General features: G+C 59.6%; 14 protein-coding genes, 1 other RNA gene and 1 pseudogene. 11 read left to right on the plus strand and 5 right to left on the minus strand.

Annotated features, from left to right (window positions below; translation table 11 throughout):
* The 9 genes and pseudogenes from nadD to C4334_RS00885 all read left to right on the plus strand — a co-directional run.
* The coding region (gene nadD / locus C4334_RS00845) for a nicotinate-nucleotide adenylyltransferase (protein WP_352430177.1) at nucleotides 1-634 on the plus strand (634 nt) is incomplete at its 5' end.
* A 49-nt stretch (nucleotides 635-683) separates the two neighbouring features.
* On the plus strand, nucleotides 684-1,046 hold the full coding sequence (gene rsfS, locus C4334_RS00850; protein ID WP_352430178.1) for a ribosome silencing factor: 363 nt from the start codon (nucleotides 684-686) through the stop codon (nucleotides 1,044-1,046).
* On the plus strand, nucleotides 1,046-1,981 hold the full coding sequence (locus C4334_RS00855) for a sigma-54 interaction domain-containing protein (protein ID WP_352430179.1): 936 nt from the start codon (nucleotides 1,046-1,048) through the stop codon (nucleotides 1,979-1,981). Before rsfS ends, C4334_RS00855 begins: the two co-directional genes overlap by 1 nt.
* Nucleotides 1,978-2,439, plus strand: a complete 462-nt coding sequence (locus tag C4334_RS00860; protein WP_352430180.1) for a 23S rRNA (pseudouridine(1915)-N(3))-methyltransferase RlmH — start codon at nucleotides 1,978-1,980, stop codon at nucleotides 2,437-2,439. Before C4334_RS00855 ends, C4334_RS00860 begins: the two co-directional genes overlap by 4 nt.
* A gap of 70 nt (nucleotides 2,440-2,509) precedes the next feature.
* Complete coding sequence (locus tag C4334_RS00865) at nucleotides 2,510-2,878, plus strand: TraR/DksA family transcriptional regulator (RefSeq protein WP_352430181.1); 369 nt, start codon at nucleotides 2,510-2,512, stop codon at nucleotides 2,876-2,878.
* Between the two features lie 317 nt (nucleotides 2,879-3,195).
* Nucleotides 3,196-3,357, plus strand: a pseudogene (locus tag C4334_RS00870) (double zinc ribbon domain-containing protein); the annotation flags it as partial.
* A 12-nt stretch (nucleotides 3,358-3,369) separates the two neighbouring features.
* A complete protein-coding gene (locus C4334_RS00875; protein WP_352430292.1) occupies nucleotides 3,370-3,888 on the plus strand; it encodes a ComF family protein in 519 nt (172 codons plus the stop codon).
* Between the two features lie 280 nt (nucleotides 3,889-4,168).
* Nucleotides 4,169-4,696 carry an HNH endonuclease gene (locus C4334_RS00880; protein WP_352430182.1) on the plus strand — a complete coding sequence of 176 codons (528 nt, stop codon included), beginning with the start codon at nucleotides 4,169-4,171 and terminating at the stop codon, nucleotides 4,694-4,696.
* A 35-nt stretch (nucleotides 4,697-4,731) separates the two neighbouring features.
* Complete coding sequence (locus C4334_RS00885) at nucleotides 4,732-4,989, plus strand: Sec-independent protein translocase subunit TatA/TatB (RefSeq protein WP_352430183.1); 258 nt, start codon at nucleotides 4,732-4,734, stop codon at nucleotides 4,987-4,989.
* A gap of 457 nt (nucleotides 4,990-5,446) precedes the next feature.
* On the opposite strand, the gene C4334_RS00890 is transcribed toward C4334_RS00885, so the two are convergent.
* The gene (locus C4334_RS00890; protein WP_352430184.1) at nucleotides 5,447-5,605 is read right to left on the minus strand and encodes a hypothetical protein; all 159 of its coding nucleotides are present in this window, start codon (nucleotides 5,603-5,605) and stop codon (nucleotides 5,447-5,449) included.
* Between the two features lie 148 nt (nucleotides 5,606-5,753).
* On the opposite strand from C4334_RS00890, the gene radA reads away from it, so the two are divergent.
* Nucleotides 5,754-7,115 (plus strand): DNA repair protein RadA, encoded by a 1,362-nt coding sequence (gene radA, locus C4334_RS00895; RefSeq protein ID WP_352430185.1) that lies wholly within the window; start codon nucleotides 5,754-5,756, stop codon nucleotides 7,113-7,115.
* Nucleotides 7,116-7,165: 50 nt separating this feature from the next.
* Here radA and ssrA read toward each other — a convergent pair.
* Nucleotides 7,166-7,554, minus strand: a transfer-messenger RNA (tmRNA) gene (ssrA, locus tag C4334_RS00900).
* Between the two features lie 363 nt (nucleotides 7,555-7,917).
* On the opposite strand from ssrA, the gene C4334_RS00905 reads away from it, so the two are divergent.
* Nucleotides 7,918-10,479 (plus strand): penicillin-binding protein 1A, encoded by a 2,562-nt coding sequence (locus C4334_RS00905; protein ID WP_352430186.1) that lies wholly within the window; start codon nucleotides 7,918-7,920, stop codon nucleotides 10,477-10,479.
* A 490-nt stretch (nucleotides 10,480-10,969) separates the two neighbouring features.
* Here the strand turns inward: C4334_RS00905 and C4334_RS00910 are convergent, their stop codons facing one another.
* The 3 genes from C4334_RS00910 to C4334_RS00920 form a co-directional block, all read right to left on the minus strand.
* Entirely contained in the window at nucleotides 10,970-11,545 is a 576-nt protein-coding gene (locus C4334_RS00910; RefSeq protein ID WP_352430187.1) for a zinc ribbon domain-containing protein, read from the minus strand.
* Nucleotides 11,546-11,827: 282 nt separating this feature from the next.
* On the minus strand, nucleotides 11,828-12,619 hold the full coding sequence (locus tag C4334_RS00915) for an SDR family NAD(P)-dependent oxidoreductase (RefSeq protein ID WP_352430188.1): 792 nt from the start codon (nucleotides 12,617-12,619) through the stop codon (nucleotides 11,828-11,830).
* Nucleotides 12,620-12,662: 43 nt separating this feature from the next.
* Nucleotides 12,663-13,736 carry a VOC family protein gene (locus tag C4334_RS00920; RefSeq protein ID WP_352430189.1) on the minus strand — a complete coding sequence of 358 codons (1,074 nt, stop codon included), beginning with the start codon at nucleotides 13,734-13,736 and terminating at the stop codon, nucleotides 12,663-12,665.
* Nucleotides 13,737-13,746: the final 10 nt, after the last annotated feature.

The following is a 13,746-nucleotide window of genomic DNA, read 5'->3' on the forward strand; positions in this document are numbered from 1 at the left end:
CTTCGATCCGGTGCACAACGGTCACCTCGCCGTTGCGAAAGCGGTATGCGAACTTTTCGCGTTGGACGAACTCTGGTTCATTCCGGCCCACATCGCGCCACACAAGCGCGCGGTGCCGTCGGCGTCGCCGTTTCACCGCTTTGCGATGTTAGCGCTGGCGACGCAGATGGAAGCGCGCCTTCGGCTCTCGACCGTGGAACTGGAGTCGCCGGAGCGCCCTTACACGATTGACACGCTGACCCGTTTGCGCGCAAAGTACGACGATTCGGCGCGCTTGTTCTTTGTCATGGGAGCTGATTCGTGGCTGGAGATTGAGACGTGGCGCGATTGGCAACGTGTTCTGGCGATGGTGGATCACATCGTCGTCGCGCGTCCCGGGTACGAACTACGGACCGATCACGTTCCAGCGGAAGTGAGCGCGCGGATCATCGACCTTCGCGGAAAGAGGGCAACAGAGGCGCAGCGGGCGCTTGTTGCCAATCGGGAGAAGAGGATATTTTTAACCGACATCGTGCAAGAAGATCTTTCGGCCACCGAGGTGCGACACGCGGTGCGCAAAGCCCCGGAAACGCTCGACGAGTTGGTGCCGAGGTCGGTGGCTGATTACATCCGCAAACATGAACTCTATCGATAGGAGCATGAATCGGGAGCTGGCAAAAAGAGCGGTGAGAGAGGGGTTGACAGTGGACCAGAAGATTCAGGTGGCGGTGGAAGCGGCCAGCGACAAAAAGGCCGTCGAACCCATCGTCCTAGATCTTCGCGAAGTAGCCAACTTCACCGACTATTTCTTCATTGCGAGCGGGACGAGCACGCGCCAAGTGCAAGCGATCGCTGACGAAGTGACCGAAAGGCTCGAGAAGTCTGGCGTGCGTGCTGCACACGTCGAGGGGTATGCGACGGCCGAGTGGATCCTGCTCGACTACGGTGATTTGGTCGTCCACGTTTTTGCCGAGCCAGCGCGTCGCTTTTACGATCTCGAACGGTTATGGCGCGAGGCCAAGCGCGTCCGATTGCCCGGAGACCACGTCGAGGCAGAGACCGAGTGATGGAATTGGTCGCAAAGTCTCCGGCGATGCTCGAGATCGTGAGGATGGCCGAGCGCGTCGCGCGCACGGATGCAACGCTTCTCATCACCGGCGAGTCCGGGACAGGCAAAGACCTTTTAGCGCGATTCGTTCACGAGCGCAGTCGGCGCGCCAGCGCGCCGCTCGTCAAAATAGATTGCGCGGGACTGGCGCAGAGCTTGCTGGAAGCTGAGCTTTTCGGTTACGAACGCGGGGCATTCACCGGCGCCAATCGAACCATGCCTGGACGAATCGAAGGCGCGCAGGGCGGCACGCTCGTGCTCGACGAAGTGGCGCAGCTGTCTGCCGATGCACAGGCGAAGTTGTTGCGCGTCATCGAACGGCGTGAGTTCGAGCGGCTCGGCGGACGACGTGCGCTGCGCGTCGACGCCCGCATCATCGCGTTGACCAACGTTGATCTGGATGGCGCGGTGCGACGGCGCGCCTTTCGTGAAGACCTGTTCCACCGTCTGAACGTCGTGCGGCTCGAAATCCCGCCGTTGCGCGCGCGCCGCGCAGATGTGCGTGAGCTGGCACGCCGTTTCCTCGTCGCGGCGCGCACAAAGCACGGGAAGCGCATCAAAAGTTTTTCGACCGAGGCGCTTCGTCTGCTGGACGATTACGACTTTCCCGGCAATGTGCGCGAATTGCAGCACATCGTCGAGCGGGCGGTGATCGTCTGCGAAGGCGATAGGATCGAAGTCGCGGATTTGCCCGACGCCGTGCGTCTGGCGGCAAGGTCACAACGGAGGCGACGCGAGCGCCCAACGCTTGCCGAAGTCGAAGCCGAGTACATCCGCGAAGTCTTGACGGCAGCGCGCGGCAACAAGTCCGAAGCGGCACGCATTCTGGGTATTAGCCGCAAGAACCTGTACGAAAAGATCGCACGATACCACATAGAGAGCGTGAAGAGATGAGATTCCGTTTCGTCTGGATCGGTGAAACCAAGAACGCGCATATCCGCGGCCTGCTGCAAGATTACGTGCGACGACTGACGCGTTTCGCTTCGTGCAAAGTGATCGAGCTGCGCGAGGGAGCGGGCGCCAGCGAACGCAACATCTTGCAAGACGAAGGCAAACGCATCCTGGCTTCTTTGCGGCCCGATGCGCACGTCGTGTTGCTCGATACGCAAGGCGAGGAGTGGAGTTCGCATGACCTAGCTTCCAAACTGGAGAAGTGGCAGATCAACGGGGTAAAGGAAGTGACCTTCGTCATTGGCGGGCATCTCGGCGTCGCTCCGGAGATTCGGGAGCGAGCCAACATGCGATGGTGTTTATCGCGCTTAACGCTCACGCATGGGCTGGCGCGCGTGCTTCTGGTCGAACAGCTCTACCGCGCGTATACGATCGTCCGCGGGTTGCCGTACCAAGAATAGTCTTCGCGAAGGGCCGCGATCGTCCTTCGTCGTGAGGCAAGCAGGGATGGGAGGAGTCTCGAGAGCGCATATGGACAAGAAGAGGTTGAGGGCTTTTCGTGATAAGTTGTTGGAACGGCGCGAAGCGCTCTTTCGTCAAGTGATGGAAGCGGAGATGAGGAGCCGCGAGCGCGATATGGAAGAGACGCAAGATCCAGCGGATATGGCGGCCAATGCATACGCCAAAGAACTCATGGTCTCGATGTCGGACAACGACCGACGCTTGCTGCGTTTGATCGATGAGGCGTTGCAACGCATCGAGGAGGGAGAATATGGTCTATGCGTCAACTGCGGTGAACCGGTGCAAGATAAGCGTCTGGAGGCTCTGCCTTGGGCCAGATACTGTCTTCGTTGTCAGGATCTTTACGAGCGCGGACTATTGAATCAAGAAGAGGAGTAGAGCCGAGCGTCATGAAAGATCGAAGCGCTGAGGATCATCGTCAAGCTAAGCGTTTCTTCTCTCAGTCGAGAACGGCGCGCAGCGTGCTTGGCTAGAGCATGCTCCCGTGGGACTTTCCGCTGCGATCTTCGATCACCATCGGACCGGCGTTTGCTGGGCCAGCCAAGCGCTTCTTCGTTAAGCTCTCGCGCGTCGTTCGTCTTGCAAAGCGCACGCTTAAGGGAAAAATAACTTCGGGTCGCAACGAAAAAAGGTTGTCTTGAGGTCAAGCTTTGGGCTGGCGGATCGTTGATCTCTTTTGCGACGCGCTGCTTGCCGTGACGTACCCGCACGGATGCGCGCTTTGCGGAGCGAGCGTGGAGGCGCGTGCGGATTGGCCTGCCTGCGCCGAGTGCTGGAAAGCAGCGCCGATCTTCGGCGCTGATGAATCGTTGTGTAGTAAGTGCGGGGCGAAGTGGCAAGGAGCGAAGACGGACGCGTGTCGTCTCTGTGTGGCAGAGGAGTTCACTGCCGCGCGCGCCGTCGGTTCCTATGACGGCGCGTTGCGCGCTGCCGTGCTCGAGCTGAAACGAACGCCCAAGATCGGCGCGCGGCTTGCCGATCTGCTCACCGCCGTTGCGCGGTGCGAACCGCTCTGTCTTGCGACGCGCATCGTCGCCGTTCCGCTTCATGTCGAACGGCGACGCGAACGAGGTTTCAATCAAGCGGAGGTGATCGCTCGCGCTGTCGGCAAAAGGCTCGCTTTGCCTGTGGATGAGAAGAGCCTCGTGCGCCTGGCCCATACGCCAACCTACCGTTCGCTGATGGATGCGCGTGCGCGGCGGGGGAGCGTCGAGAAGGCGTTCGCCGTCGCTGCCCCGCGTTTGGTTCAGCGAGAGCGCATACTGCTGGTGGACGATGTGCTAACCACCGGCGCGACCGCTTCAGCAGCGGCGCGCGCGCTTCTCGACGCTGGAGCCGAAGCGGTTTACGTGCTCAGCATCGCACGCGCCGCTTTCGTCGCGCGGTGACCCTCTATGGCAAAAGCACCGCTTGCGAGAGCCGCGTAAGTCTTCGGCAACTCGTTTGTAACACTGACCGTCTAACCTTCAAACGAAGGGGAACCGGCTGCGGCTAGCGAAGGGGCGCTTTTTGACACAAGCGACGAAAGTCGCGTAATATCGGGGCTGAAGGCCGTTTCATCGAGGCGAGCCTAAAGAGACGGTTGCGGAAGCTCAAAACCTTGTTGCTCCAACATGCTCATTGGAGGGTTTCATCAAGGCGAGCCGAAGAAACGATTGCGGAATGGGTATGAACAGGCGTGTTCTAGTATTAAATGCTTCCTACGAGCCGATCAACGTGTGTACCGAGCGGCGCGCCATCGTGATGATCTTCAAGGGGGTCGCGCGCGTCGAAGAGTACAATGGGCATCTGATCCGTTCGGCTCGCATGGAGATGCGTGCGCCTTCGGTCATTCGTTTGACCGACTATATTCATATCCCTTACAAGAATCGCACGCTCTCGCGCAAGAACATCTTGCTGCGCGACCATTCGACGTGCCAGTACTGCGGTCAACACCTTCCGCCGTCGGAGTTGACGCTCGACCACGTCGTTCCGCGCTCGCGTGGCGGCGAATCGACCTGGGATAACCTGGTCGCGTGCTGCAGGCGGTGCAACCACCGCAAAGGCAACCGCACGCCCGAAGAGGCTGGCATGAAGCTCATTCGGCGTCCGCGTGGATTCTCGCTCCATGTCAATCGGCAGATCATGCGCTATTTGGGACGGACCGATGAGACGTGGAGAAAGTATCTGTTCTACGAATCGGACGCGCAAAGCTGAAAGCGCGTCGCTCAGAGGAACGTAGAGGAAAGACAATGTACCAGATGGCTCTCGGTTATCAAGAGCTGCTCGTCATCCTATTCATCTTGTTGCTGCTTTTTGGTAGCACCCGTTTGCCGCAGCTTGCGCGTGGTTTAGGCAAGAGCATACGCGAATTCAAGCGCGGCGTCGCCGAAGGGGAAGCGGCAGCTGATGAGCAACCTGAACTGCCGCGGCGCGAAGCGTTGCGCGCACCCGAAGGCAGCCGGCTTGAAGATGAGCGTACGGCGAGCAGAGCTGAAAAGCTCCGTTAGCTTCAGATCACTGGATGAGATCGGCGTCGGACTGAGCGACTTGAAAGGTCCGACGCCTTTCGTCTCGTATCGAGAACGAAGCGAAAGGCGATCACGCCGCGAGCCCGCACCGGTTGGCCGGAAACCAAAGCCGGCGTGAAGCGTGCGTGGCGCGTGACCGCCGCTGCACGATGAGGCGCCGATGATCTGCGCCGAAATGACGTGCTGCATCTCATTGGTCAAAATCTCCGCTTCAACCTTCGTTTCGACCGTGCTGGCGATGCCCAAACGGCGAGCGATCTCCCGATATTTCGCTATTAAACCGAGCTCCCGACCATAAACCGCTCCGAGCGAAGTGGTGCGCGCTGGACGCAGTTTCGGCTCTTTGAGCGGTAATAAAGGGGACAGCTCGATCACTTTGATGAGAGGCCCGTCTTGAGGCATTTCGCCAATCGCGAGCGACGAACATTGCGCGCGGTTACGGTTCGGCTTCGCCCATCAAGCAGCCCCACACGGTCAAGAGCGCTAGCAGCGACGCGTGAACGTTGGCAGCGACGATCAGCGACAACGCGCCGTCGCAAGCGATTGTGCGTTCGACCGGATGCGAGAAGACCGTTCGGCTGCTTTCGCCTGTCACCGACTCCTCGAGAAGCAATGAATTTTGGGCTTCGGACGAAGCGATTTGTTCCCGCGCGCTTTGAGTTGTAGACGGTTTTCAGCGATGATTTTATCTTCAAGGAGTTCCAAGTCGAGACGCGTCGCTGAGTTTTGCGAGAAGAAAGGGGATGGCTAAAACGCCTGCGACACATTACGTTTGTCAAAACTGCGGTCATCAGGCGCGCAAGTGGCTGGGCAAATGCCCTGATTGCGGCGAGTGGAACTCGTTCGTCGAAGAGCGCGCGCCTGCGGTCACCAAAGGGCGCGCGCGAGGTCCAACACGGCACGCACGCCCCGTCCCCTATAGCGAGATCGAATCACAGGATGAGGCGCGCATTTCGTCTGGAATAACCGAGTTCGACCGCGTTCTCGGGGGCGGCATCGTCCCCGGCAGTTTGGTGCTTATCGGTGGCGATCCGGGCATTGGCAAATCGACATTGCTCGCACAGGTCGCTGACCGCTTGAGCGCGCAGGGCCTTGTCGTGCTCTACGTGTCGGGCGAGGAATCGGAACGACAGATCAAAATGCGCGGCGAGCGGCTCGGATTGGAAGCGGAAAATCTCTATCTGTTGCCGGAGACCAATCTCGAAACGATCATCGGAGAGATCGAACGCATGGCGCCCGGCGCGGTGATCATCGATTCGGTTCAGACGGTCTTTTCGGCCAGCTTGGAGTCGGCCCCGGGATCGGTCTCGCAAGTGCGCGAAGCGGCCAGTCGGTTGCTCATGCTTGCCAAGAGCTTGACCATCCCCGTTTTTCTCATCGGACACGTAACCAAAGAAGGAGCCATCGCCGGGCCGAAAGCGCTGGAGCACATCGTCGATACGGTGCTTTATTTCGAGGGCGAACGCCACCATCAGCATCGCATCGTGCGCGCAGCGAAGAACCGCTTTGGCGCGACCAATGAGCTCGGCGTCTTCGAGATGACCGGACGCGGTCTTGTCCCCGTGGCGAATCCCTCGGAGATCTTCCTGCAAGAGCGTCCGATAGGGGCGGCTGGCTCGGTCGTCACGGCGTGCATGGAAGGAACGCGTCCGATGCTGGTCGAAATACAGGCGCTGGTTTCGGGCTCGAAGTACGGTGCGGGACGGCGCGTCGCGGAAGGCATCGAGTTCAATCGCGTCTCACTGCTGATCGCCATGCTGGAAAAGCGCATGGGCTTTCACTTGCTTGGCGATGATGTGTTCGTCAATGTTGCAGGCGGCCTCGAAATAGATGAACCTGCCGCCGACCTCGGCATCGTCGCCGCCATCGCTTCGAGCTTTCGCAACTTGCCCGTGGAGCCGCACACGGTGGTCTTCGGCGAAGTGGGATTGACGGGCGAAGTGCGCGGTAGCTTGCAGGCCGCGGCGCGCGCGCGCGAAGCGCAAGCGCTCGGTTTTCGGCGCATCATCATGCCTGCTTCCAATACGGCCGGTCTCCAAAAGCTTCTCGGCGTGAGAGTCGTCGGCGTGCGGTCAGTGGAAGAAGCGCTGGACGCGCTCTTTTGAGACGTAGTGGAACGCTTGTCAATTTTGACGAAAACTAGGGAGAAAGATTTTGGTGGAGGCGCCGAGACTCGAACTCGGGTCCAGAAGCCGTCACTCTCGGACTCTACATGCTTAGCCGCTTCTCTTTGGCTTGTGCAAGCCATCTTCGTCGTCTGCGGGTAAGTGAAGCGGCGAAGACCCCGTCGACGACTAGTTCGGATCGGTTCTTCGCTCGCGCTCCCCGAACGCCGAAGCGCGAGCTAGCTCACTTCGGGTGACATCTCATCTTGTCGGCGTGAGCGACCGACAAGCGAGACGCTCGCTTGCGTCTTTAAGCAGCGAGAGCCAATTCTTGAGTATTGGCAGTTGTTTTCCCCCATGCTTTTTAACGAGCTGCATGGAGCAAGCCCGGCATGCATCCGACGAGCGACTTTGACTTCTGTCGAAACCTGTCGCCCCCGAAATCCCTCAGATACAAATTCTAAAGGACGCATATAATAATACAGGACTTTTCGCTGGAATTCAAGGAAGGACGACCGAAAAGCATTCGCGCCGTAGCGGTCCGCGCACCGCCTCTTATCCTCCACCCTGGGGGTTGGGCTTTACGGCGCGTTTCGGCAATCAACTCGATGCTCTAGGGCAACCATTCAGCAGCGAAATCCAAACCGTTTGATCTCCCAAGCGTCCGAAAAAGCGTGCAACGGCGCGGCGCGCGGGGCGTTGGCATCAGCGAGGCGCTCCAAGTTATAATTTCCGGCGCGATGCGGTCTGTTCTCTCCCTGCTCTGTACGACGGCAACCAACCCTGAAACGAGGTCCATCGGATGGCGAACAGGATGACGGAGTTTGATCGGAAGAGGGGCGCTTTCAACAAGAAGAGCAAGAGCGCGGTGGCGCGTCGCTTGTGGCTTCCGGTGCTTTTACTGCTGGCGCTCACCGCTGGCGGGTTAACCGGCATCGTCATCGCTTACTGGCTGAACTACTCGCGCGCTGCCAGCGAAGTGGCGGCGCTGGCGACATATCGGCCCAGCGTCGTCACGCGCGTTTACGCCGACGACGGCGAGACGGTGATCGGTGAATTCGCGCTCGAACGGCGCATCCCGATCAAGTATGATGACATTCCGCCGGTGCTCAGAAACGCCATCCTCGCCGTCGAGGACGTACGCTTTTTCGATCACATCGGACTCGACCCGATTCGCATTCTCGGTGCGCTTTACAAGAACGTCACCTTGGGCCGGCGCGAAGGCGGTTCAACCTTGACGCAACAACTGGCGCGCAACCTCTTCTTGTCGCGCGAGCAGACCTATCGCCGCAAATTCAACGAGTGGCTGGTGGCGCTTCAGATCGAGCGGTATTACACCAAGAAGCAGATCTTTGAGATGTACGCCAACCACATTTTCCTCGGCGCCGGATCCTACGGATTCGAAGCGGCGGCCGAGACCTATTTCGGCAAGACGGTCAAGGATTTGACGCTCGAAGAGGCGGCGTTGTTGGCAGGCATTCCGAAGGCTCCAAGTCAGTATTCGCCAACCGTCAACCCGCGCGCGGCCAAGGAGCGGCGCGATCTCGTCCTCCAGTTAATGGCCGACAACGGCTTCATTTCGCAAGCGGAAGCCGATGCGGCCAAGGCCAAGCCGATCAAGCTTGCTGACACGGCCTACTATCCGGCGCAACAGCGTTCAACGCCGTTCGACTATCCGGTGGAAGAGATCCGGCAGTATTTGGAGGACAAGTACACGACGCGCGTTGCGCAGGGCGGGCTGAGCGTCTATTCGACGATCAACGTCGCCGCGCAGAAGAAAGCTTACCAAGCCTTGCGCGCTGGATTGCGCGAGTACGATCGCACCCACAGCGGCTGGCGTTCGGCCTACATCCGCGCTGAGATCAACGGCGTGCCCGTGACGACGCCGCAGCAGCTAGCGAGCTACAAACATCCTGATTGGTACGGCAATGACTACGAACCGGGTGAATACGTCAAGGGTTTGATCGTCGCGGTGGACCGGACACGCAACGAAGCGACCGTCCGTTTCGGCAGCTACTACGCGACCGTGACGGCTAAAGACATGGGACGTTCAGGACGTCAGCCGAAAGATGAGCTGCCCGTCGGGTACTTAGCTGAGTTCAAGATCAAGGAGGTGGATCACGACAACCAGCGGCTTAAGGTCGAACTGTCGCAAATCCCGGCGGTGCAAGGAGCGCTCGTTTGCTTGAACGCCAAAACCGGCGAGATCGTCGCCATGGTTGGCGGCTACGATTTTACGACCAACAAGTTCAACAACGCGACGCAAGCCTACCGCCAAACGGGATCGGCCTTCAAACCATTCGTCTACACGGCGGCTGTGGAGTGGGGGTTGACGCCCGATTCGATCATCAGCGGTGCGCCGATCAAGCGCGGCGACTGGCAACCGCACAACTACGACGGTTCGACGAGCAATCCGGACGTGCCGATGAAGATCGCGCTGGCTAAGTCTTTGAACATCCCAGCCGTCCATCTACTCGATATGGTCGGCATTCAAACGGGTGCGCAGATGGTCCGTCGCTTCGGCATCACGGTGCCGATGGCGCCCTATCTGCCTTCGGCGCTTGGTGCCACTGAAGTGCCGCTCATTCAAATGGTGTCGGCTTACTCGGCCTTCCCCAACAAAGGCGTGCGCGTCGAACCGCACTTGATCCGTCGCGTGATCGATCGCGACGGCAACGTGCTCGAAGAGTGGCAGCGGACCACCTACAAGGTGACCAGCGAATACGTCGCTTTGACCATGGTCCAAATGATGCGCGGCGTCGTCGAGTTCGGAACGGCTGTGGCGGCCAAATCGCTTGGCGTGCCATTGGCGGGCAAGACCGGTACGGTCAACGACCATACGGACGTTTGGTTCATCGGCTACACGCCAACCTACGTCACGGGCGTGTGGATGGGATATCCGGAGCGGAAGAAGTCGCTCGGGCGCGATATGACCGGTGGACGCGGCGCGCTTCCAATCTTCATTGATTTCATGAAGGATTTCCTGAAGAATAAACCGAAAGAGGATTTTGAAAAGCCGCCCGCGATGCCGGAAGACATACGCCAACTCTATTTGCAGCGCCAGCGCGAAATGGCGGAAGAACGAGCGCAACAAGCAGCGCTCGACGCCAAGAACGCGCTGCCAGCATCGAGCACTGAGTTAAAGCTCGAAGAGATCGCGCTGCCCCCTGTGCCGCCGGGAATAGACGGAGCACCAACGGTGAACGAGGTGAAACCACAAGCGACGCCGCGGCAAGTCGAGGAGCCGAGCAAACCTTCGCGCGAAGCCGCCCCGCCGCCAGCAGAAGCGACGCGCCCGAGGCAGGTCGAAACGGAAAAGAAGAAGGGGAAGAAAGGAGGCGAAGAGGGCGGGAGCACGCCTTGAAACGGGGCGCGGCGGAGGAGGCTGGCGACCTCGTTCGACTCCAACGTATGAAACGGTCAAGCCGAAAGGAGTTTTAAGCGGTCGGGGGCTCGATCGGAAATCGGGTTGTGAAAGGTCGCTCGAAAGGTCGAAATGTCTCACACGCGGCTTTGGGCGCTGAAACTTCTGACTGCAGGCGCATGGAAAAGCGGGATTTCAGAAACTAGGCGATCGCCCGGTCAAGTCTTGAACGGGATTGGCCTGTGCCAGAGAGCGGCCCCTTGCAACAGCACGCGCTTTCCGTCGCCTCCAAATCGTCCCGCGTTTCAACAGACCTCGTAACAGTGCGTTTGAAATGGACGTTCGAATATTAAAATTCAGAGGAATTTAAGTTTTTCTGAAAGTAAAGGCGGTGAGATGCGCCGCTCGAACTTTTCCGCTGTGGGCTTGAAACAGTCATGATGGAGCGCCGTATCCGCACCGGATCTTGAGCTTTCCCGCTGGGCCTAAACTACGTTTTCCTGAGCGGATGCCCACAACGGCTGCAGTAGCGCGCGGTCAATTCGCGCTGCACTGCGCCGCACGACGTGCACGTTAAACTGGGGCGCAAGTCGGCGCCGCAAGTCGTGCAGAAAGAGGAGTTGGCCGTGATGGTCGCGCCACATGTGCCGCACCGTCCGGGCAGCGGCGGAACGTAACCGCCTGCTCGTCGGCTGATGTGATCTTCGATCACTTTCCAAGCTTCCTCGGTCAATCTGTATTGCCAGTATGCACCGATGGCCGGAAGCGCGAGCAGCAGCCCAGACGAAAGGATGGCTGCGACCACCGCCACCGCCGCTTTGTCGAACCATTTCTGCATGCCGATTTCAACGCGCGTGCCGCCGTGTTCGGGCGTGATCTTGACGGTGAGCGCATAGGAAAGGCCGGTGATGTTGCGCCACGTGCTCGACTTGCGCGCTTGGAGCACGGCCGTCGCCGCGACGTGCATGGTCTGCGTTTCGTACTCGTCTTGATCGAAGATGCGGCGTAGCTCGGCGATCAGTTCCGGCACATCGACTTCTACGCCCGGGTAATATCTAGCTTCCATGCGCTGATCTCCTGCGAAAGTTGTTTGCGCGAATGATTGTACCCCAAAAGCGTGACCGCGCATGAAGCGTGCGCGTGCGTTGTGCGGACTGGACCAAGGAGTTCCCGAAAAGACTATTTCGACGGCGCTGAATGGCGCTGCGGGCGCGCTGGCGCAGAACAAAATACGAGGGACAATCGGCAAAAGACAACGGTCAGGAGCGAAGGGCACGCAAGATGAGTCTGTTTTCAAGGCGCGTCGTTCGATCTTCGGCGTGCGCTTGGATATTCCGAGTCGCACCGTTCAGCACACGCTCATCCCACCGCAGACGTTGATGCTTTGCGCCGTGATGGACGAGGCGGCATCCGACGCGAGAAATGCTACCGCCTCGGCGATCTCTAAAGCAGTTGGATGGCGGCCCAGCAGAGCGCGTCGGCGCATGTTCTCTTCCATCGCCTCCGGCGCCGCGCCAAAGCGCGCGCCGAGCTTCTGCATGAATTCGCGCGCCAGCTCCGTATCGGGCACGAGCCCCGGAACGACGGCGTTGACCGTGATGTTGTGGGGGCCGAGTTCGGCGGCGAGCACGCGCGTCAGTGCAAGCAGGCCGGCTTTGGCAGCGGCATCCGCGCTGGCGAATGGAAGGGCGTTCTTGGCGCTCAGCGAGGCGATGTTGATGATGCGTCCGCTCCGTTGCTCTTGAAGATGCGGGATCACGGCGCGACAGAAGAGAAAGGGACCGCGTAGGTTGGTTCGCAAGATCCCATCCCAAGTCTCAACGCTCATCTCCGCGACCGACAGACCGACGCCGGTGTGAGCTGCGTTGTTGACGAGGATGTCGATCCTTCCGTCAACGTCGCGTGCGATGCTGACGATGCGGTTGATGTCCTCTTCGTTCGTTGCGTCCCCAACGGCGATCACGGCGCGCCCACCGAAGGATTCGATCTCGCGCTGCACGGCTTCGAGCTGTTCTCTGGTGCGCGAATTGAGGACCACCGCGGCCCCTTCGCGCGCTAGCTTCTCTGCGATGGCGCGCCCGAGGCCGCGCCCGCTGCCCGTGACGATCGCCACTTTCTCCTTCAATCTGCGTTGCATCATTTCCTCTGCTCTGACAATATGACGCGCGGTCTGTCGCGCTGGATCAGCGTCCTTCAATCAGGGTCCAGAAGTAGCCATCGGGCGCGACGAAAGAGAAGCTCCGTTCGCCGAATTCGTTGAGGGTGATCTCGGTGACTTCGGTCGCTGCGCTGGACCGGATGCGGCGATGGTAGGCTTCGATGTCGCTCACACGCAAGGTGTAAAGCGAGTAGCCTAGATAGCCGGGGCGCGATTGTGCGCGGCGATCCTCGAGCTTGGCGTGCGAGACGAAGTTGATGATCTTCAACCTCCCGGAGCGCATCCGTTGCGGGTCGTCTTTGGACGAACGCGGATCGTCGAAATCCGTGGTCACATAGCTCTCTCCCGATGAAAGATTGAAGATGCGGCGCGCCGAAGGATCGTCGGCGTCGCTTTGGACGCGGTCGCGCACGCGCAATAGGCCGAGCACTTTGTCGTAGAAATCGAGCGCCTCGAGCCGCGTCTGGACCACCATGCCGAAGTGCGTGATCTGACTGGTGTGAAAAGGGGCTGCTTCGTTGACCTTGCCGTAGAGCGGCAGCGTGTAGCCGAAACGTTGAAAGATGACTTGGCGCGTCAGCGGTTGAATCAAAAGCATCTCGCGCACGCAAGGGAGTTCATCGAGAAAGGGGCGAGGACGTTGCTCGACGCGATAGATTTCGGCGCGTTGCGGTTCGACGTAGAGGATCGGCATGCCGCGCGCAGCGGCCTCTTCGGCGTGATTCAAGATGTTGAAGATGTCTGTGGTCAACATCGCGCCCCAACGGTTGCCGAGCGTCTTCATCCCGGCCATGCCGAGTCCTTCGCCCACGGGGCGCTCCCAAACCATCAGTCGAATCAAGCCGTGATCGGCTTCTTGGTGATAGAGCCGAATCGAGCGCACGGCAGAGGCTACGCCGTAGAGCTTGCGAGCTTGTTCGGCATCAAGGGCGCCTTGCTCGCCTACGCGGTAACCGAAACGTTCCCAGTAAGCGACAAGTGGCGCGGCATCGCGCGTTCCAATGCATACTTCATACACGCCGCCAACGACCCGTTGCGCGCGGGCGTTTGCATAGTATGCGGCGGCAACGAAGAGGAGGAAAAGAAAAGTTATTTTCATCGGAACTTCA

The sequence above is a fragment of the Pyrinomonas sp. genome (genome assembly GCF_040289685.1).
Classification (GTDB): domain Bacteria; phylum Acidobacteriota; class Blastocatellia; order Pyrinomonadales; family Pyrinomonadaceae; genus Pyrinomonas.